The 18,401-nt window shown below is 64.5% G+C and carries 17 protein-coding genes; 8 read left to right on the top strand and 9 right to left on the bottom strand.

Annotated elements, in window-relative coordinates; translation table 11 throughout:
* Positions 1–144: 144 nt before the first annotated feature.
* Positions 145–1,071, bottom strand: coding sequence for a class I SAM-dependent methyltransferase (locus M5G11_RS16995; RefSeq protein ID WP_273911717.1), 927 nt, complete (start codon positions 1,069–1,071; stop codon positions 145–147).
* A 112-nt stretch (positions 1,072–1,183) separates the two neighbouring features.
* Between M5G11_RS16995 and M5G11_RS16990 the strand changes: the two genes are divergently transcribed.
* Entirely contained in the window at positions 1,184–1,870 is a 687-nt protein-coding gene (locus tag M5G11_RS16990) for an alpha/beta hydrolase (protein ID WP_273911716.1), read from the top strand.
* Here M5G11_RS16990 and M5G11_RS16985 read toward each other — a convergent pair.
* Positions 1,867–2,772 carry a DMT family transporter gene (locus M5G11_RS16985; RefSeq protein WP_273911715.1) on the bottom strand — a complete coding sequence of 302 codons (906 nt, stop codon included), beginning with the start codon at positions 2,770–2,772 and terminating at the stop codon, positions 1,867–1,869. The two genes, M5G11_RS16990 and M5G11_RS16985, sit on opposite strands and share 4 nt — an antisense overlap.
* 131 nt (positions 2,773–2,903) lie before the next feature.
* Here M5G11_RS16985 and M5G11_RS16980 point away from each other — a divergent pair, with 131 nt between their 5' ends.
* Positions 2,904–3,341 carry an Lrp/AsnC family transcriptional regulator gene (locus M5G11_RS16980; RefSeq protein ID WP_273911714.1) on the top strand — a complete coding sequence of 146 codons (438 nt, stop codon included), beginning with the start codon at positions 2,904–2,906 and terminating at the stop codon, positions 3,339–3,341.
* An 86-nt stretch (positions 3,342–3,427) separates the two neighbouring features.
* Here the strand turns inward: M5G11_RS16980 and M5G11_RS16975 are convergent, their stop codons facing one another.
* The 7 genes from M5G11_RS16975 to M5G11_RS16945 all read right to left on the bottom strand — a co-directional run bounded on the left by M5G11_RS16975 (position 3,428) and on the right by M5G11_RS16945 (position 11,153).
* Entirely contained in the window at positions 3,428–4,090 is a 663-nt protein-coding gene (locus M5G11_RS16975) for a histidine phosphatase family protein (protein WP_273911713.1), read from the bottom strand.
* 217 nt (positions 4,091–4,307) lie between these two features.
* Entirely contained in the window at positions 4,308–4,646 is a 339-nt protein-coding gene (locus M5G11_RS16970) for an FKBP-type peptidyl-prolyl cis-trans isomerase (protein WP_273911712.1), read from the bottom strand.
* 254 nt (positions 4,647–4,900) lie between these two features.
* Complete coding sequence (locus tag M5G11_RS16965; protein ID WP_273911711.1) at positions 4,901–6,430, bottom strand: DHA2 family efflux MFS transporter permease subunit; 1,530 nt, start codon at positions 6,428–6,430, stop codon at positions 4,901–4,903.
* Positions 6,427–7,629: an HlyD/EmrA/EmrK family protein gene (locus tag M5G11_RS16960; protein ID WP_273911710.1), complete on the bottom strand. Its 1,203-nt coding sequence runs from the start codon at positions 7,627–7,629 to the stop codon at positions 6,427–6,429. Before M5G11_RS16960 ends, M5G11_RS16965 begins: the two co-directional genes overlap by 4 nt.
* Positions 7,630–7,646: 17 nt before the next feature.
* Positions 7,647–9,125: an efflux transporter outer membrane subunit gene (locus M5G11_RS16955; protein WP_273911709.1), complete on the bottom strand. Its 1,479-nt coding sequence runs from the start codon at positions 9,123–9,125 to the stop codon at positions 7,647–7,649.
* Positions 9,122–9,595, bottom strand: a complete 474-nt coding sequence (locus M5G11_RS16950) for a MarR family winged helix-turn-helix transcriptional regulator (RefSeq protein ID WP_273911708.1) — start codon at positions 9,593–9,595, stop codon at positions 9,122–9,124. The genes M5G11_RS16955 and M5G11_RS16950 overlap by 4 nt, the downstream gene beginning before the upstream one ends.
* 106 nt (positions 9,596–9,701) lie before the next feature.
* Positions 9,702–11,153, bottom strand: coding sequence for a T6SS phospholipase effector Tle1-like catalytic domain-containing protein (locus M5G11_RS16945; RefSeq protein ID WP_273911707.1), 1,452 nt, complete (start codon positions 11,151–11,153; stop codon positions 9,702–9,704).
* Positions 11,154–11,382: 229 nt separating this feature from the next.
* Between M5G11_RS16945 and M5G11_RS16940 the strand changes: the two genes are divergently transcribed.
* Genes M5G11_RS16940 through M5G11_RS16915 form a run of 6 tightly spaced genes read left to right on the top strand, consistent with a single transcriptional unit; the run spans position 11,383 to position 18,186 of the window.
* Positions 11,383–12,342: an AAA family ATPase gene (locus tag M5G11_RS16940; RefSeq protein WP_043864622.1), complete on the top strand. Its 960-nt coding sequence runs from the start codon at positions 11,383–11,385 to the stop codon at positions 12,340–12,342.
* A gap of 5 nt (positions 12,343–12,347) precedes the next feature.
* Complete coding sequence (locus M5G11_RS16935; protein WP_273911706.1) at positions 12,348–13,292, top strand: DUF58 domain-containing protein; 945 nt, start codon at positions 12,348–12,350, stop codon at positions 13,290–13,292.
* On the top strand, positions 13,289–13,783 hold the full coding sequence (locus M5G11_RS16930; protein WP_273911705.1) for a DUF4381 domain-containing protein: 495 nt from the start codon (positions 13,289–13,291) through the stop codon (positions 13,781–13,783). The genes M5G11_RS16935 and M5G11_RS16930 overlap by 4 nt, the downstream gene beginning before the upstream one ends.
* Positions 13,776–14,852, top strand: coding sequence for a vWA domain-containing protein (locus tag M5G11_RS16925; RefSeq protein WP_273925325.1), 1,077 nt, complete (start codon positions 13,776–13,778; stop codon positions 14,850–14,852). The genes M5G11_RS16930 and M5G11_RS16925 overlap by 8 nt, the downstream gene beginning before the upstream one ends.
* Positions 14,849–16,567, top strand: coding sequence for a vWA domain-containing protein (locus tag M5G11_RS16920; protein WP_273911703.1), 1,719 nt, complete (start codon positions 14,849–14,851; stop codon positions 16,565–16,567). The genes M5G11_RS16925 and M5G11_RS16920 overlap by 4 nt, the downstream gene beginning before the upstream one ends.
* The gene (locus M5G11_RS16915) at positions 16,564–18,186 is read left to right on the top strand and encodes a BatD family protein (protein WP_273911702.1); all 1,623 of its coding nucleotides are present in this window, start codon (positions 16,564–16,566) and stop codon (positions 18,184–18,186) included. The genes M5G11_RS16920 and M5G11_RS16915 overlap by 4 nt, the downstream gene beginning before the upstream one ends.
* Positions 18,187–18,401: the final 215 nt, after the last annotated feature.

The following is an 18,401-nucleotide window of genomic DNA, read 5'->3' as shown; positions in this document are numbered from 1 at the left end:
AGACCTCATCGCTGGCAAGGCCAGCTCCCACAGAAACAGCTCCCACAATGACTGACACTTAATGACTGACACCTGTGGGAGCTGGCCTTGCCAGCGATTGGAAGCGACGCGGTGCCTGGTCGGTATTCCACATCATAAAAAGGCTCAGTTCAGCCGGAACACCAACGCCTTCAACCCACCCGCCACCTCGCTGTCGGGAAACTCCGGCGGGTTTTCCAGGCGCTCGACAAAGGCCAGTTGCGGCGCCTCGGCCGCCATCCCTTCAATCAGGAATTGCGGCCCGATAGCCGGGTCATTCACACAAGCGAGCACCGTCCCGCCGGCATTGAGCAACTCCGGCAAGCGTCGCAAGATCTTCGCGTAATCCTGGGTCAGCACGAAGCTGCCCTTCTGGAAGGTCGGCGGGTCGATGATCACCAGGTCATACGGGCCCATCTTGCGTACCTTGCCCCATGACTTGAACAGTTCATGCCCAAGGAACCCCACCCGCGACACGTCATGCCCGTTCAGGCGATGATTGTCCCGGCCACGGCTGAGCGCCGAGCGCGCCATGTCGAGGTTGACCACCTGCTCGGCGCCACCGGCAAGCGCCGTGACCGAGAACCCGCAGGTGTAGGCAAACAGGTTGAGGATCCGCTTGCCCGCCGCCTGCTCACGCACCCAGCGCCGGCCATAACGCATATCGAGGAACAGCCCGGTGTTCTGCTTCACCCCAAGGTCCAACTGGTAACGCAGCCCGTCTTCCTCGATCACCCGCTGCTCGCAGGGCTCACCCAGCAACCATTGGCCGGTGCTTTCCAGCAGGTAGCGGTGCTGGATCAGGATCGCTTCGCTGCTCCAGCCCAGGCTGGCGGCCAGTTGCTTGAGCATCTGCTGCAACTGCGCCTGCTGCCCCTCGGGCGGCTCGCGAAACAGCGACACCAGCAACACGCCCTGCAACCAGTCCACAGTGATCTGCTCCAGGCCCGGCCAGCAGCGCCCGCGCCCGTGGAACACACGGCGGGTTTCGGCAGGTACAGGGTTCAAGGCACCGAGCAGGTGCGCGTGGAGCGTGGCGATTTCAGGGGTCATGGCAAAGGTCGCTGGGGCAAAGCGGCCTATTCTAGCGCGTCCGTCCTGTGTTCCGTCGAATCGCAGGTGCAGCGTCTACACTGCCATTCCCACCTACAGCAGGAGCAAGGCCATGAGTGATCTTCCCGCGATCGTGCTGGTCCACGGGTTCTGGGGCGGTGCCGCGCATTGGACCCGGGTCATCCTCGAACTGCATCGCCTCGGCCACAGCAATCTGCACGCTGTCGAAATGCCCCTGACCGCCCTGGCCGACGACGCCGAGCGCACCCGCAAGATGGTCGCCCAGCAACCGGGCAAGGTCTTGCTGGTCGGGCACTCGTATGGCGGTGCGGTCATCACCCAGATGGGCAACCAGGCCAACGTGACCGGCCTGGTGTATATCGCGGCATTTGCCCCGGATGCAGGCGAAAGCCCCGGCGGCATTACCCAGCAGAACCTGCCCGCAGCCGCGCCGAACCTGGCGCCGGACAGCGACGGTTACCTGTGGCTGAAACCGGACAAATTCCACGAAAGCTTCTGCCAGGACCTGTCGAAGGATGAAGGCCTGGTCATGGGGGTCACCCAGAAGGCGCCGCTGGCCAGCACCTTTGGCGACACCATCAGCGACCCGGCCTGGAAACACAAACCCTGCTGGTACCAGCTCTCCAACCACGACCAGATGATCCACCCGGCCAACCAGCAGATGATGGCCGGGCGCATGAAGCCAAAGGAGTTGCTCAAGCTCGATGCCAGCCACGCCTCGCTGGCCTCACGCGCCGCCGAAGTGGCGGCGCTGATCGACCGGGCCGCGCGGGCCTAGTCGGCTTTCAACGTTGCAGCGCCAGCGGCTGGCTTGAACCACCAGCCCTGCTGCATCCCCGCCGCCGCCAGCAGGATCGCCGCGACACCCAGCCATTGCAGCAACACCAGTTGATGGCCGAAGGCCAACCAGTCGACGAAGATCGCCGCAATCGGGTAGATGAACGACAGCGCGCCGGTCAGTGCCGTCGGCAGCTTCTGGATCGCGCCGTACAGCAGCACGTACATCACACCGGTGTGCACCACCCCCAGGGTGATCAGGCTGGCCAGCTCACCGCCCATGCCGGGCAAGCCGCTGGTGTTGGCAAACGGCGCCAGCAACAGCACCCCGGTACTGACCTGGACCAGCGCGATCAGGTGCGGCGGCGTGCCGGTCAGGCGCTTGATGATCAATGCCGCGACCGCATAGAGGAACGCCGCGCCCAGCGCCAGGGCGATACCGATCAGGTAGTCGTCACCGCTGCCACTGGCATTGCCGTGGGCATTGACGATGGCCAGCATCCCGGCGAACGATACCGCCAGCCAGAACAGCTTGGCGGTGGTGATCTTCTCGCCCAGGAACAACGCGGCCAGCCCCACCAGCATGAACGGTTGGACGTTGTACACCGCCGTGCCGATGGCAATCGAGGCGCGCGAATAGGAGGCGAACAGCAACACCCAGTTGCCGACGATGGCCACGCCACTGATCACCGCCAGGGCAAAGGTGGCCCAGCTCAGGATGCCAGGCTTGAGAAAGCCCATGGCTGCGCAAATCAACAGCAAGGTAACCGCGCCGAATACGCAGCGCCAGAACACCACATCCAGCACCGGCTGCCCGGACACCAGCACAAACCAGCCGATGGTCCCGGAAATCAGCATCGCGGCAACCATCTCCAGCGAACCACGGCGTAACGAACTGTCCATCTCACACCTCCTCGACGATGGGAAAAGTATGCGACGGCTGAAGGCCAGCGTTCCAGTTGATAAATCAGGCTAGACTGACCATCGGCCTTTATTATCAAGGCCGTTTCCGCGTATTGCCTTAGGAGGCCGTGATGACCGATGACATCGACCAGTTGCTGATCCAGGCCCTGATGGACGACTCGCGCCTGTCGCTCAAGGCCCTGGCGCAGTTGAGCGGGTTGTCTTCACCCAGCGTCAGCGAACGTTTGCGCCGGCTGGAAGAGCGCGGGGTGCTCAAGGGCTATACCGTTGAGGTCGACCCTCGCTGCTTTGGCTATCAGTTGCAGGCGATTGTGCGCATTCGGCCGTTGCCTGGGCAGTTGCAGGAAGTCGAGCGGCAGATCGTGGCGATCCCGGAGTTCACCGAGTGCGACAAAGTGACCGGCGATGACTGTTTTATCGCGCGTTTGCATGTGCGCTCGATGGAGCAGCTGGATACCTTGCTCGACAAGCTCAACAGCCATGCCGAAACCAACACCGCGATTGTCAAGAAAACCCCGGTCAAGCGGCGCCTGCCGCCGATGAAATAAGATCACCAGGCCCGCACAGGTTTGAGTGCCCGCACAAACCTGTGAGAGCCGGCCTTGCCGGCGATAAGGCCAGAGCAGCCTGCGCCTCAGCTAGGGCAAGTCTGCGCCCCGCCATTCAACCCTTGCTTGTAGTTGCGGCTGAGCAGGCTGGCCTTGCCGTCGTGCCAGGTCAGGGTCAGCACATACAGCGAATCGAAATCTGCACCGTCCCAGTCATCGGTGATCACCCGCTTCTCGCCCAGCGCCTTGCCAGCCACGGTGTTGATCAGTTCAGGCAGGTAACCATGCGACCAGGCGGTGTAGATGACCGAATTACGGTATTTGTCCTGCAACAGCTCATTGGCCAGGTCGGCGGTGTCGTTGGCGGCGAAATCGATGTTCACCGGCAGGCCGAGCTTGATGGCGCTCGGGCTGATGGTCATCAAGGGGCGGATGTAGCTGTAGGCATCGTCGTGGCTGCCCTCTTCAACATGCCGTGAAGGGTTGGCGGCGAATACATAGTTGGCGTTGCCGAATTTTTCCGGCAGCAGCGTTGCCAGGTCCAGCGCACGGTTGAGCCCTTGGCAATTGAGTTGCCCCAGGCCTTCACCGGGCTTTTCGGCATGGCGCAGGAACACCAGGGTCTGGGTGCCATCCATGGGCCGGTCGTGGCTTTCGACTGCCTGGAACGTCAGCGGCATGACGATGGCAGCCAGGGCAACAGCCGTCAGCGCGTGGCGGTGACGACGAAGGAACGATGGCAACTTCATGAGGGGCGGGCTCTTTACGGCAATGGGGTTGAGGCTGACCCGCCTATACCGCCTCGCGATTGTACTCGCGGGGCTGTCCTTGTCTGCTGCTCCTTCCATGGGCACGGGCTTCTTCAGAGTGCCTTGAAGCCGATTGGTTCATCCATGGGGTGCTCATCCCTGAGCACGACGGACTTTAACGCCAATGTATTGCTGAAATAAGACGACGAAAGGTGCATCAATCGTCGCGGGTCAGGACTTCCAACAGTTCGATTTCGAAGCGCAAGTTCGAATGCGGGGGGATCTTGCCCATGCTGCGTTCGCCATATGCCAGATGGGCAGGGACGCGCAGTTCGCGCTTGCCGCCGACTTGCATGCCCAGCAGGCCCTGGTCCCAGCCCTTGATCACGCGGCCCGTGCCGATCACGCACTGGAAGGGCTTGCCGCGCGACCAGGAAGAGTCGAATTCGCTGCCGTCTTCCAGCCAGCCGGTGTATTGGGTGGTGATCAGGGCGCCCTTGATGGCCGCTTTGCCTTCGCCCAGGTGGAGGTCGGTGATCTGGAGTTCAGGGGTCATCAGGGGTCTCGTTGTTTGATTGATGGTGATTGCGCTTGTTTTGTTAACTGTGGGCTGGCCTATCGCTGGCAAACGTAGCCGCTGCCGTAAGGCTGCGCTCGCCTGCATGGCAGGCGCCGCCTTTGGGAGCCCTTACGGGCTCCAGCGCAGCCTAACGGCAGCGGCTACAGAAATTGTGCACCCCCGCAGTGTGTAGCTTTGCATGGCCCGAAAGCGCCGAGGGCGCCGGCAGCAACCCAACTCAAAATCCAAAATCAATGCCCGGAAGAAGCCGCCCCAGCCTTCGCCGTAAACGGCGGCTTGGCAAACCACACCAACAGAACCAACCCGGCAAACACCCACCCCAGCAGGGTGAAATAGTCCACGGTCGACATCATATACGCCTGGCTGGTAAGGATCCGGTCCATCTGCGCATACGACTGCGTACTCGCCCCACCCAACTGGAGCAGCATGTCCCGCGTCGCCGGCTCATAGGTGCTGATGCTTTCACTCAAATAAGCATGATGCTGGTCCGCCCGGCGAATCCAGATCCACGTCGTCAACGACGCCGCAAAACTCCCGCCCAGGGTACGCAGGAAGGTCGCCAGCCCCGAGCCATCGGCAATTTGGTTCGGCGGCAGGTCAGACAGCAAGATGCTCAAGGTCGGCATGAAGAACAACGCCACCCCGATCCCCATGAACAATTGCACCAGGGCGATATGCTGGAAGTCCACCTCACTGGTGAACCCCGCCCGCATGAAGCAACTGGCGCCGATCGCCAAAAACGCCAACCCGGCCAACACACGCAAATCAAACTTGTGCGCATACTTGCCCACAAACGGCGACATCAGTACCGGCAGCAAGCCGATCGGCGCAACCGCCAACCCCGCCCAAGTCGCGGTATAACCCATCTGCGTCTGCAACCACTGCGGCAAGATCAGGTTGATCCCGAAGAACCCCGCATACCCCCCCACCAACACAATCGTGCCGATACGGAAGTTGCGGTGCACAAACAGGCGCAGGTTCACCACCGGGTGCTTGTCGGTCAGTTCCCAGATAATGAAAATCGCCAGGAACACCACCGATATCAACGTACCAATGACGATGAAGTTCGACTCGAACCAGTCCAGGTCGTTGCCCTTGTCGAGCACGATCTGCAAGGCCCCTACCCCGACGATCAAGGTCAGCAAGCCGACGTAGTCCATCGGCTGCCGGCTGGTAGTCACCGGCCGCGTACGCATCTGCTGACGTACCACCGCCGCGGCAAACAAACCAATCGGGACGTTGATGAAGAAGATCCACGGCCAGCTGTAGCTGTCGGTAATCCAGCCACCGAGAATCGGCCCGGCAATCGGCGCCACCACCGTGACCATCGCCAGCAAGGCCAGGGCCATCCCCCTTTTGGCCGGGGGGTACACGGCTATCAGCAAGGTCTGGGTCATCGGGTACAACGGCCCGGCCACCACCCCCTGCAACACCCGAAAGCCCACCAGCTCCGGCATCGACTGGGAAATGCCACACAAGAACGAGGCCACCACAAACAGCAGCGTGGCCCAGATGAACAGCTTCACTTCACCAAAACGCCGGCTCAACCAACCGGTCAACGGCAAGGCAATCGCGTTGCTCACCGCAAATGAGGTGATGACCCAGGTGCCCTGCTCCGAACTCACGCCCAAGTTGCCGGAAATGGTCGGCAATGCCACGTTGGCAATGGTGGTGTCGAGCACCTGCATGAAGGTCGCCAGCGACAAGCCGATGGTCGTCAGCAACAGGCTCGGCGGCGAGAACGAAGCATTGCTGCTCATCGTTGCGCCGTCTTGCTGGCAGTGGCGCTGTTGTCGTGGATCAGGCGGGCGATCAGGGTGTCGGCCTCAGCCAACTGACGATCAAACACCTGGGTCTCGAACGAGGCCTTCTGCGGTGGTTGCTGCGCCAGCACCGGGCCACTCTGGTCATGCAGGTCTACGTCGACCTGGGTCGACAAGCCGATGCGCAGCGGGTGATCTTGCAATTGCTGCGGGTTGATGTGGATCCGTACCGGCACCCGCTGGACGATCTTGATCCAGTTGCCGGTGGCGTTCTGTGCCGGCAACAGGGCAAAGGCACTGCCCGTGCCCGCGCCCAGGCTGTCGACCGTGCCGCTGTACTTCACTTCGCTGCCGTACAGGTCGGCGACGATGTCCACCGGCTGGCCGATACGCATGTCACGCAGCTGGGTTTCCTTGAAGTTGGCATCGATCCACAGCTCGTTCAACGGGATCACCGCCATGGTCGCAACACCCGGCTGCAAACGCTGGCCCAACTGCACGGTGCGCTTGGCAACATAGCCAGTCACCGGCGACACCAACGTGCTGCGGGCATTGTTCAGGTAGGCCTGGCGCAAGTCGGCAGCGGCCAACTGCACTTCCGGGTGCGACGACACCACGGTGTCGTCAACCAGCGCGCTGGTGGTGCTCAACTGCTGCTGGGCGTTGTTGAGTGCGCTCTGCGCCGAACTCAGGTCATCACGGGCGTGGGACAGCTCCTCCTGGGAAATCGCCCCACCGGCCGCCAGCGTCTTGCGACGGTTGTAGTTTTCCTGGGCCTTCTGCAAGTCAGCCTGACGCGAAGCCACCTGGGCCTTCATGCCATCGACATTGCTGTACAAGCCACGCACCCGGCGCACGGCCTGGGCCAGCTTGGCCTCGGCCGAATGCAAACCGACCTGGGCGTCGCTCGGGTCGAACTGCACCAGGGTCTGCCCGGCATGCACCAGGTCGCCATCGTCGGCGCCGATGCTAATCACCGTGCCGGTAATCAACGGGGTGATTTCCACCACGTTGCCGTTTACATAGGCGTCGTCCGTGCTTTCGCTCCAACGCCCGTACAAGGTATGCCAGCCCCATATCCCGGCGCCGAGCAGCAGCACCACAAGCAGCACGGTGAACAGCCAGACCTTGCGCTTGCGCTGGTTGGAAAGGTCCTGCGCGGTGACGGCAGTGTCCGAAGAAGTGTCAGTGGCCATGACTAGTACCTTGGCGTTTATTGTTTACGGGAGGCCGACGGCACCGCCGCGGTCTGCGCAGCGGCGCCGGTGTCAGCCTGGAAGCCGCCACCCAGCGCTTGCATCAGTTGAATCGACAGGTCGATCTGTTCAGCGTTCAGGTCCGCCAGTTGGCGCTGGGCCTGGAGCAGTTGCTGCTCGACGCTGAGCACGTCCAGGTAGTTGCCGATACCGGCGCCATAACGCTGGGCCACGGTGTCGTAGGACTGCTGGGCGATGTCGGCGGCGTGCTGTTTGGCGGCGATCTGCCGGCCGAGCGCGTGCAATTGGTCAATGTTGTCGCTGACCTCACCCAGTGCGCGCACCAGGCTCTTGTTGTACTGCGCCACCGCCAGGTCGTAGTCGGCGTCGCGGGCATCAAGGTCGGCACGCAGGCGGCCACCGTCGAAGATCGGCAGCGATACGGTCGGGGCAATGCTGAAAAAGCGGCTCGGCGCACCGAAGATCGCGTCACCCAGCAAAGCCTGGGTGCCGGCGGCAATGCTCAGGTTGAGGTTGGGGTAGAACTGGGTCTTGCCGGCATCGATCGACTTGCTGGCCGCCTCGACCCGCCAGCGCGCAGCCACCAGGTCCGGGCGACGGCCGAGCAATTCAGCCGGCAGCACCGACGGCAAGGCCACCGCGCTCGGCTTGAGCACATTGGGCCGGGTGATCTGCGCGCCGCGATCCGGGCCCTTGCCCAGCAACACGGCCAAGGCGATCTGCGCACTGCGCAGTTGTTTCTCGGCATTGATCGCCTGCTCTTCGGAGCTGGCGGCCAGGCTTTCGGTCTGCTGGAGCTGGTAGTCGCTGTCGATCCCGGAAGCCAGGCGGCGCTTGCCCAGGTCGAGCATCTGCCGGGTACGCTTGAGGTCGTCCTGGGTCAGGTCGTTGACGATGTAGGCCTGCCCCAGCTGGCTGTAGGCCCTGGCGACATCGGCCGCCAGGGTCAGTTGCGCAGCCTGACGGTCCACTTCAGCGGCGCGGGCCTGGCCCAGTGCCGCTTCCCAGGCGTCGCGTTGGCCGCCCCACAAGTCAAAGGTGTAGCTGAAGTCGGCTTCGAGGGTGCGTACGGTGGCATAGGTGCCGCCTGCTCCGCTCGGGTCCTGGTCACGGGCCAGCCGCGAACGGTTGACGCCGGCGCTGGCATCCAGGCTCGGCATGCGCGCGGCATCAGCCGCGTAGGCCGCTGCACTGGCCTGGTGGGCCCGCGCGCTGGCGATCTGCATGTCCGGGCTGTCGCGCAGCGCTTCAGCGATCAGGCTGTCCAGCTGCGGGTCACCGAGGCTGCGCCACCAGTCGCTTTTCGGCCAGGCGGCGGCGGACAAGGTCACGCCCTTGAGGGTTTGCTCGGCATGCAAGTCGCCGGCCTTGAGGCTTTTGCCTTCAGGCAGCAAGCCGCTGTAGTTGGCACAACCTGCCAGGGTCAAGGCCACGACAATCAGGCTCAGCCCCGTACGCAAAGGCTTGATGTTCATTGCGCACCTACCCGCATGGCCGTCAGCGAATCGCCAACGGCCAGCAGCATCTTGGTGAGGATTTTTTCCAGGGTGGCCAGCTCATCCGGCTCCAGCCCACCCACCACTTCGTTCATGGCCGCGGCCCCGACGTGCGGCAACTGATCGGCAAGCTTCTGCCCTTCCTCGGTCAACTGCAGGCGCACCTGGCGGCGGTCGTCTTCGCAGGGGCGGCGCGCGATCAGGTCTTTCTGCACCAGACGATCGAGCATCCGCGTCATCGAACCGCTGTCCAGCTCCAGATAGCGGCACAGCTCGGCCGGGGTATCGACGCCGTATTGGGCGTTGATGATCAGCACCTTGAACTGCGCAGCAGTTACGCCGTACTGCTGCAGGTGGGTGTCGAGGATGCGGTCTTTGACCAGCGCTGCACGCCCCAGGAGCATGCCAATGGTGCAGGTCTGGAAGTTTTCCGGGGTGAAGTGCTGCATCGGGGAGTTACCTGCTTAGGCAGTAAGTTGGCGAAATACTACTGCCTAAGCAGCTAATGTCAAACAATTAATTAGCTTGCTTTCTATCTCTGCGATGGACGGCTGCTCAGCGATTGCCGTGCACGGCCCGCCCCGCGCTGGCGGGCCGGTTCAGGTACAGCGCTTCCAGGCGGCTGTCGCTGGTATTGCCGGGCATTCCCCAGTGCGCGGAGCAGTGCACATAGCGGCTATAGAGCAGGTGCTGCTCCTGCTCGCAGAGGTTCCAGCGCGGGGTCTGCCCCAGGGCGAAAGCCTGGAGTTTTTCGGTGATTTCCAGCAGTTCATCCGGCAAGGCCAACGCGGCGATACCTTCCGGGCTGGCCAATGGCACGTCGTACACCACGGCCAGTTCGCGCATGACCCGCAGGTAGACCCGCGACAGCTGCCCGAGCACTTCGCGCTCGCTCTGCACTGCGGCAAATACCCGCTTGACGGGTTGCACATACTCCTCACGGTCAAACGGCAGCGCCTGGCTCCAGACCTTCAGCGCCGGCATCAACCCGCGCGCCTGCCAGTTGCGTGCCTGGGTTTCAAGCACCTGGCGTACCCGCTGGCTGGCGGGGGATTGCTCGTCGGCCACCGCGAGATTGACCTCACAGCGGTCAGGCCGGCTGAGCAGCACCTGTTCGTGCATCTGCGCCAGGTAGCCACCCCCTAGGTCGGCATGCACCCCCGGCAGCAGGATGTCGTCATCGCTGGCGACCAGGGCGAAGTTCTCGCGCTGCTCGTCGGCTGCCACCAGTTGCACCACCCGCCGCGCGTCGCCCTTGGCCAAGCCCAGCGCCAGGCGGCCGTAGACGTCGTTGCCCGGCCTGAAGTTGCCCACCAGCGGCGACACGATGGCTGCCACGGTGTCGAACAGGCCGATGAAATTGAGGCTGATGTCGCTGTCCCGGCGCCAGGCAAAGCTGCCCGCCAATTGGACTGCGCCGCCGGCCAGTTCAATGGCCAGCAGGCTTTTCGCGCCCTTGAGCAGATCATTGGCAAAGTGCCGGGCTTCGGCCGCACCCCGGCTGAAGCCGAACAGGTCAAACACCAGGCGCCCGACGACCAGGCCCGGGTTGCGCGCCTGCAAGGCCGCGAGCCGCTGCAGGATCTTCGCCGGCGTCTGCGCCACCCGCGCCAGCACGCCAGTGCCCCAACGCCCGGTGCCTTGGGCATAGAGCGAGTCAGGCCCGGCGCGAGTGGTGCCGACACCTTCGACATAGACCGCCAGGGACACCTCACCCTGTTCGGGCCCCAGCACCTCCTCGGCCTGGTCGCGGTACAGCTCGTAGAGATAGGCGATATTGCTCGGTTCGTTGCCATAGCTGTCATGGGGCATCTTGCCCTGGGCATCGAAACCATGCGCCCGGCAGAAACCTGCACTGGCATCATCCAGCGGCGCGCCGCTCGACCAGGCCCGACACTGCGCCGTGCTGCGACTGTTGTCGCGGTTGTTTCCAGTTCCGTCAAAGAACACCCCGATGCGCACGGTAAGTGTCCTGGCTTGCTGATCATGCGGTGCTGCAACGTTCATGAGGCCTGTCTCCCGGCTAAAGGGAAACAGTTAATGAATACCCGCACACCGGCCGAAAGCAGCCGATTCGCCCTGTGCTGAAAGACTTTTCGGCAAACCCCTGCGGCAATGTCGCGGATAAATTTGCTCGGTGCCATTAGTCGGCAGAGGCCCGGATGGATTAAAGTATCAGCCCCTGCCCGGGCGCTTTTCGCAGTACGTCCGGGCGCCATTCCAGGAACCGTCGACGATGGAACATCGTGAAGCGCTCATCGCGCTGCGCACCTTTCTTTCAACCCAGATCCTTGGCCAGGAAAAACTGGTCGAGCGTTTGCTGATCGTGCTGCTTGCCGACGGCCACATGCTGGTGGAAGGCGCACCTGGCCTGGCCAAGACCAAGGCGATCAAGGAACTGGCCGAAGGTGTCGAAGCGCAGTTCCATCGCATCCAGTTCACCCCCGACCTGCTCCCGGCCGATATCACCGGCACCGAGATCTACCGCCCGGAAACCGGCAGCTTCGTGTTCCAGCAGGGGCCGATCTTCCACAACCTGGTGCTGGCCGACGAAATCAACCGCGCCCCGGCCAAGGTCCAGTCGGCGCTGCTCGAAGCCATGGCCGAGCGCCAGGTCAGCGTCGGGCGCAGTACCTACGAGCTGTCGCCGCTGTTCTTGGTGATGGCCACGCAGAACCCGATCGAGCAGGAAGGCACATATCCGCTGCCCGAAGCCCAGCTCGACCGCTTCCTGATGCACGTCAAGATCGGCTTCCCGGATGCCGCGGTAGAGCGGCGCATCCTCCAGCAGGCCCGTGGCGAAGCGCTCAACGGCGAAACCAAGCCCGAGCGCCGGGTCAGCCAGCAGGCGATCTTTGCCGCGCGCAAGGAAATCCTCGGTCTGTACATGGCCGATGCGGTGGAGGAATACCTGGTGCAACTGGTCATGGCCACCCGCACCGGCGCCAAGTACGACGCCGAACTGGGTGACTGGATCGCCTACGGCGCCAGCCCACGGGGCTCCATCGCCCTGGACCGCTGCGCGCGGGCCCATGCCTGGCTGGCCGGGCGCGACTTCGTCAGCCCTGAAGACATCCAGGCCGTGCTGTTCGACGTGCTGCGCCACCGCATCATTCTTTCGTTCGAGGCCGAAGCGGCCGGTATCGACCAGGACCGGGTGATCCAGCGCATCCTCGACGTCGTCGCCGTAGCTTGAACCCTATGCCCGACCACTCGCTGACTTCCCACGGCATCCGCATCGGCCTCACCGAGCTGATCGAGATGCGCCATCGCGTGCGCGAAGTGCAGCTGTTCTCCGCCCCCGGCCAGCGCAGCCCGCTGGTCGGCCTGCACCATTCAAAACTGCGCGGACGCGGCGTGGACTTCGACCAGGTGCGGGTCTACCAGGCCGGTGACGATGTGCGCAACATCGACTGGCGGGTGACCGCACGCACCCAGGAGCCGCACACCAAACTGTTCCATGAGGAGCGCGAGCGGCCGATCTACATTCTCGTCGAGCAAAGCCGCCGGCTGTTCTTCGGCTCGGGCCTGATGTTCAAATCGGTGCTCGCCGCCCAGGCCGCCGCCTTGATCGGCTGGGCTGCACTGGGCCACAACGACCGCATCGGTGGCCTGGTGTTCGGCGACAACGAGCACTATGAAATCAAGCCACGGCGCAGCAAGCAGAGCCTGTTGCAGTTGCTCAACCGCCTGGCGCGGGTCAACCAGTCGCTGCACACCGAGGCCCAGGCCCAGGGCGACATCCTCGGCACGGCGCTGCGCCGGGCACGCGAGGTGCTGCGCCCGGGCAGCCTGGCCATCGTGATCTGTGACGAGCGCGCGCTCAACCCTGTGGTCGAGCAACAGCTGGGCCTGCTGTCACGCCATTGCGACCTGTTGCTGCTGCCGCTGTCCGACCCGCTCGACCATGCCCTGCCGGCTGCCGGCCTGCTGCGCTTTGCCCAGCGCGGCGCCCAGCTGGAACTGGACACCCTCGACGCCAGTTTGCGCCAAAGCTACCGCAGCCTGGCCGAAGCGCGCATCGAACGCTGGGAATTGCTCGCGCAAAAACTGCGCGTAGTGCTGATGCCGCTGAGCACGCAAAGCGAAATGATCGAGCAGTTGCGCGAGTACCTCGACCCGCAGCGCTCGGGTAAGCACCGATGAATACCCTGGACCAGCTGCAACCCCTGATCGCCCCCGAGCCGATCGGCCTGTGGCCACCGGCACCGGGCTGGTGGCTGCTGCTCATGTTGCTGCCGCTGCTCGGCTGGGCCGCCTGGCGCCTGCGCCACTGGCGCCCGCGCAAGGCACCGATCCCGCGCGCCGAACAGCCGCTGGACCCGATCCGCCTGGAAGCCCTGGCGGAACTCGCGCGCCTGCCCAAACCCTACGATGGCGCCCCGGCCGGTGCCTGGCTGCAGCAGATCAACGCACTGCTCAAGCGCCTGTGCCGCAACCACTACCCGGACAGCCACAGCCACACCCTCAACGGGCGCAAATGGCTGGCCTTCCTCGACAACCGCTGCCCGGCGGCGGGCCTGACCCGCTGGATGATCCTGGTAGAGGGTGCCTACAAGCCGGAATGCCGCCTCGACGACAAGGCCATCGCCGGGCTCAACCAGGCGGTCGACACCTGGATTCGCAAACATGTTTGAACTGGCCTGGCCGTGGGTGTTTGCCCTGCTCCCCTTGCCGTGGATCGCACGCCTGTTGCTGCCCGCCGCCGACAGCGGCGAACCGGTGCTCAAGGTCAGTTTCCTCGACGAACTCGAAGGCCTGGCCGGGCGCCGCGCCCGCTTGAACCTGCCGACCTGGCGCCAGCAGGCGCCGTTCGTGCTGCTCTGGGTGCTGCTGTTGTGTGCTGCTGCGCGCCCGCAGTGGCTGGGCGAACCATTGCCGGTGGCTGCCAGTGGCCGCGATTTGCTGGTGGCGGTGGATGTGTCCGGTTCCATGGATTACCCCGACATGAGCTGGCAGGACGAAGAGGTCAGCCGCCTGACTTTGGTCAAGGAACTGCTCGGTGACTTCCTCCAGGACCGCGAAGGCGACCGTGTCGGCCTGATCCTGTTCGGCAGCCAGGCCTACCTGCAAGCGCCGCTGACCTTCGACCGGCGCACCGTGCGCACCTTCCTCGACGAAGCGCAGATCGGCATCGCCGGCAAGAACACCGCCATTGGCGACGCCATCGGCCTGGCAGTCAAACGCCTGCGCACGCGCCCGGCGCAGAGCCGGGTGCTGATCCTGGTGACCGACGGCGCCAACAACGGCGGGCAGATCCACCCGCTGACCGCCGCCCGCCTGGCCGCGCAGGAGAACATCCGCATCTACACCATCGGCATCGGCGCCGACCCCGAGCAGAGCGGCACCGCCGGCCTGCTCGGCATCAACCCGAGCCTGGACCTGGACGAAGCCTCGCTCAAGGAGATCGCCGAGCTGACCCAAGGTGCCTACTTCCGCGCCCACGACGGCAACGAGCTGGCCGCCATCGGTGAAACCCTCGACCGCCTGGAACCGGTGGAACAGCAACCGACCCAGGCCCGTACCGCCCAGGCCTTGTACGCCTGGCCGCTGGCCCTGGCGCTGCTGCTGAGCATGTTGCTGGTAGTGCGCGACCGCTGGCCGGACAACCTGCTGCAACGCCTGTTGCGTCGCCCGCATTTTTTGCAGCCGCACCCGGACTGGCGTGAACGGCTCAAGCGCCTGCGCTTGCGGAGGCGTCGATGAGCGACTTGTGGCCCGAATGGCTGCGCCCCGCCTGGCTGCTGTTGCTGCCGGTGCTTGGCTGGCTGCTGTGGAAACTCTGGCACCGGCAGAAGCGTGCCGGGCGCTGGCAGATGATCCTGCCGCCGGCCTTCCACGCGGTACTGCTCGGTGGCGGCAATGGCCGCGACAGCAAACTGCCGTGGATCGCCCTCGGCCTGGCCTGGGTGTTGACCGTGCTGGCCCTGCTCGGGCCGAGTTGGCAGCGCCTGGAAGACAGCCATCAGCGCCCCGCCGATCCGCTGGTGATCATGCTCGAACTGACCCCCTCGATGCTCGCCGAAGACAGCCCGCCAAACCGCCTGCAACAGGCGCGGCGCAAGATCTTCGACCTGCTGGAGCATCGTCGCGACAGCCAAACGGCAATCATCGTCTATGCCGGCAGTGCGCACACGCTGGTGCCGCTGTCCGACGACCTGGCCACCAGCCGCAACCTGCTTGAAGCCCTCGACCCCTCGATCATGCCGCAAACCGGGCAGCGAGCTGACCTGGCGGTGCGCAAGGCCTTGTCGCTGCTGGCCCAGGGTGGCCTGGGCCAGGGCCGCCTGCTGCTGATCGGCTCGGAACTGAGCGAGCAAGAGCGCGAAGGGATCGTCCAGGCCCTCGGCCGTCAGGGCCCGAGCTTGTTGATGCTGGGGGTCGGCACCGCCGAAGGCGCTCCGGTGAAGCAGGCCAATGGCGAATTCATCAAGGACGCCGAGGGCGGGATTCTCTTGCCACGGCTCGACAGCGCCAGCCTGAAGGCCTTTATCAACAGCACCGGCGGGCGCTACCGGCATGCCCGCATCGACGACCTCGACCTGCGTGGCCTGGGCCTGTTCGACAGCCTCCACAGCCTGCGTGCCGAAGGCCAGACCGTGAAGCTCGACAGCTGGGCCGACCAGGGTTATTGGCTGCTCCTGCCGCTGTTGCTGCTGGCGGCCTGTGCCGGGCGACGCGGCTGGCTGTTCTGCCTGCCGCTGCTGTTCTGCCTGCCGCAGCCCAGCTATGCCTTCGAGTTCAGCGAACTGTGGCTGCGCCCCGACCAGCAGGGCCAGCAGTTGCTTGAGCAGAAGCGCCCCGCCGAGGCGGCCAGGCACTTCAAGGACCCGCAATGGAAAGGCCTGGCCTTGTACGAGGCAGGCGACTATGCCGGTGCCGCCCGCCTGTTTGCCCAAGGCAACAGCGCCGCCGCGCACTACAATCGGGCTAATGCCCTGGCCCGCAGCGGCGAGCTGGAAGCGGCGCTGGACGCCTACGAGCAAGCCCTCGAACGCCAGCCCGAATTGCAGGCCGCGCTAACCAACCGTGCGTTGGTCGAGCAGATACTGCAACAACAAAAAGCCGCGAGCCCGGAGCAACCCGAGACCAGCGACGAGCCCGAGCAGCCGAGCCAGAACATGCCCACCGACAGCGCCAGCAGCGGTCAGCAGTCCAGCAGCAGCGAAAGTGGCAACGACGACCAGGCCGAGACCGGCGAGCCGCAAGATTCCACCGAGCCCGGCGAGACCCAGGCGCCCGGCACCGCACAAGACGAGGACAGCACCCGGCCACCTCAGCGGCCAACCAGCAGCACCCTCGACGCCGAACAGCGCCAGGCGTTGGAACAATGGCTGCGGCAGATCCCGGACAACCCGGCCGAGCTGCTGCGGCGCAAATTCTGGTACGAACAGCAACAACATCAGGAAACCCATCGATGAGTCGCGTATGCGCCTTCGTTTTCAGCCTTTTGCTGGCCCTGCAGGTGCAGGCCGCCAGCTTGCACGCCAGTGTTGACCGAGCCCGCCTGAGTGCGGGCGAAACCCTTGAACTGACGCTGGAGATGAACGACGTCACCCAGTTCGGCAAGCCGGACCTGACCCCCTTGCAGCCGCAGTTCGAGGTGCGCGGCACCCGACAGCTCAACAGCCTCAATACCCTTGAGGGCCAGGCCAAGGCGACCACGCGCTGGGTGATCACGTTGATGCCGCGCCAAAGTGGCTCGCTGGAGATCCCCGCCCTGCAACTGGGGGACGCGCGCAGCGAGCCGGTACAGGTGCAGGTGCTGCCTTCCGACGCCAACACCCCGGTGGACCTGGCTCCGGTGTTCATGGAGGCCAGCCTCGATGAGCAGAGCGCCTATGTGCAGGCGCAGGCGGTGCTGACCCTGCGAATCAACCATTCGGTATCGCTGTATGACGACAGCAACCTCAGCCCGTTGCAGGTCGAGAATGCCAAGGTCGAGCCACTGGGGGAGTCGCGCACCTACGAGAAGCTGATCAATGGTGTGCGCCATGGCGTGATCGAAATGCGCTATGCCATCTACCCGCAGCAGAGTGGCGAGCTGAGCATTCCGGCGTTGACCTTCAGCGCCAGCATGGTGGACAGCTCGCCACAGGCCGGCGCATCGCCACGCACCGGCAAGCAGGTGCGGGTGAGTTCGGCGCCGATGACCTTGCAGGTCAAGGCGCGGCCGCTTGATTACCCGGCGGACCAGCCCTGGCTGCCGGCGCGCAGCCTGAGCTTGGAGGAACACTGGAGCCCGGACCCGGCACAGACCCCGATCCAGATTGGCGACTCGCTGACTCGCAGCATCGTGCTCAAGGCCGAGGGTTTGTCCAGCGCCCAGTTGCCGGCCCTGCCGGCCACCGAGGTGGCGGGGTTGCGGCGCTATCCGGACCAACCGCAACTGCGCAACCAGATTAACGAGCGCGGGTTGCTGGGCAGCCGTGAAGAGCGTGAGGCGCTGGTGCCGACCCACAGTGGCGGCCTGGAGTTGCCGAGCCTGGAGGTGACCTGGTGGAACACCCGTGAAGATCACCTGGAGCGCAGCAGCCTGCCGGCGCGCAGCGTGCAGGTTGCCGACAACCCGGCGCTGACTGCTGAAGCGCCAGCCAGTACCGGCAGTAGTGAGTTGTATGCGTTGTGGCCATGGCAGTTGAGTACGCTGGTGCTGGCGCTGACCACGCTGGCGGGGTTTGCCTTGTGGTGGCGTGCGCGTTCGCAGCCGGCGGTATTGCGCGCGGCGCAGAGCGGGCCGAGCCCGCGCACCCTGCTGGATGATCTCAAGCGCGCCTGCCAGGCCAATGATCCGCAGGCCACGCGCCAGGCCCTGGATGCCTGGGCGCGGCAGCAGCCGGAGACGCTGGCGGACATGGCGGCGCGGTTCGTGCCGCTGTCGGATGCGCTGGATGGCTTGAATGGGGCGTTGTACAGCGAGTCTGGGCAGTACTGGCAGGGCGAAGACCTGTGGCGAGCGATCGGCACGATCCCGACGGCCGAGCTTGGCCAGCTGGTAAATGGCGAAAACGGCAGCTTGCCGCCGCTGTATCCGAAATAGCACTGCTTGAGTAAAGCTCACAACTTGTTCACTGCCCCTGCCGGCCTCTTCGCCGGCAAGGCCGGCTCCCACAGAGAGCAATAGCGCCGCGAACACCTGTGGGAGCTGGCCTTGCCAGCGATCGAGTGCAGCGCACTCGCCCAAGCACAAGCTCATCAAGCAAGGTCCCCTCAACGCCCTGGGCGCGTTACCATACCCGGCTATTTCCACCGACC

It is taken from the genome of Pseudomonas fontis, assembly GCF_028656955.1.
GTDB classification, from domain to species: Bacteria; Pseudomonadota; Gammaproteobacteria; order Pseudomonadales; family Pseudomonadaceae; genus Aquipseudomonas; species Aquipseudomonas fontis.
The sequence above is the reverse complement of the archived record's forward strand: the minus strand, read 5'-3'. Positions and strand labels throughout refer to the sequence as shown.

Coding starts and splice junctions, on each gene's coding strand:
- M5G11_RS16955 (WP_273911709.1), bottom strand. CDS start 9,125: ATGAACATCAAGCCTTTGCGTACGGGGCTGAGCCTGATTGTCGTGGCC.
- M5G11_RS16940 (WP_043864622.1), top strand. CDS start 11,383: ATGGAACATCGTGAAGCGCTCATCGCGCTGCGCACCTTTCTTTCAACC.
- M5G11_RS16915 (WP_273911702.1), top strand. CDS start 16,564: ATGAGTCGCGTATGCGCCTTCGTTTTCAGCCTTTTGCTGGCCCTGCAG.
- M5G11_RS16995 (WP_273911717.1), bottom strand. CDS start 1,071: ATGACCCCTGAAATCGCCACGCTCCACGCGCACCTGCTCGGTGCCTTG.
- M5G11_RS16970 (WP_273911712.1), bottom strand. CDS start 4,646: ATGACCCCTGAACTCCAGATCACCGACCTCCACCTGGGCGAAGGCAAA.
- M5G11_RS16960 (WP_273911710.1), bottom strand. CDS start 7,629: ATGGCCACTGACACTTCTTCGGACACTGCCGTCACCGCGCAGGACCTT.
- M5G11_RS16925 (WP_273925325.1), top strand. CDS start 13,776: ATGTTTGAACTGGCCTGGCCGTGGGTGTTTGCCCTGCTCCCCTTGCCG.
- M5G11_RS16930 (WP_273911705.1), top strand. CDS start 13,289: ATGAATACCCTGGACCAGCTGCAACCCCTGATCGCCCCCGAGCCGATC.
- M5G11_RS16945 (WP_273911707.1), bottom strand. CDS start 11,153: ATGAACGTTGCAGCACCGCATGATCAGCAAGCCAGGACACTTACCGTG.
- M5G11_RS16950 (WP_273911708.1), bottom strand. CDS start 9,595: ATGCAGCACTTCACCCCGGAAAACTTCCAGACCTGCACCATTGGCATG.
- M5G11_RS16975 (WP_273911713.1), bottom strand. CDS start 4,090: ATGAAGTTGCCATCGTTCCTTCGTCGTCACCGCCACGCGCTGACGGCT.
- M5G11_RS16980 (WP_273911714.1), top strand. CDS start 2,904: ATGACCGATGACATCGACCAGTTGCTGATCCAGGCCCTGATGGACGAC.
- M5G11_RS16990 (WP_273911716.1), top strand. CDS start 1,184: ATGAGTGATCTTCCCGCGATCGTGCTGGTCCACGGGTTCTGGGGCGGT.
- M5G11_RS16985 (WP_273911715.1), bottom strand. CDS start 2,772: ATGGACAGTTCGTTACGCCGTGGTTCGCTGGAGATGGTTGCCGCGATG.
- M5G11_RS16935 (WP_273911706.1), top strand. CDS start 12,348: ATGCCCGACCACTCGCTGACTTCCCACGGCATCCGCATCGGCCTCACC.
- M5G11_RS16920 (WP_273911703.1), top strand. CDS start 14,849: ATGAGCGACTTGTGGCCCGAATGGCTGCGCCCCGCCTGGCTGCTGTTG.
- M5G11_RS16965 (WP_273911711.1), bottom strand. CDS start 6,430: ATGAGCAGCAATGCTTCGTTCTCGCCGCCGAGCCTGTTGCTGACGACC.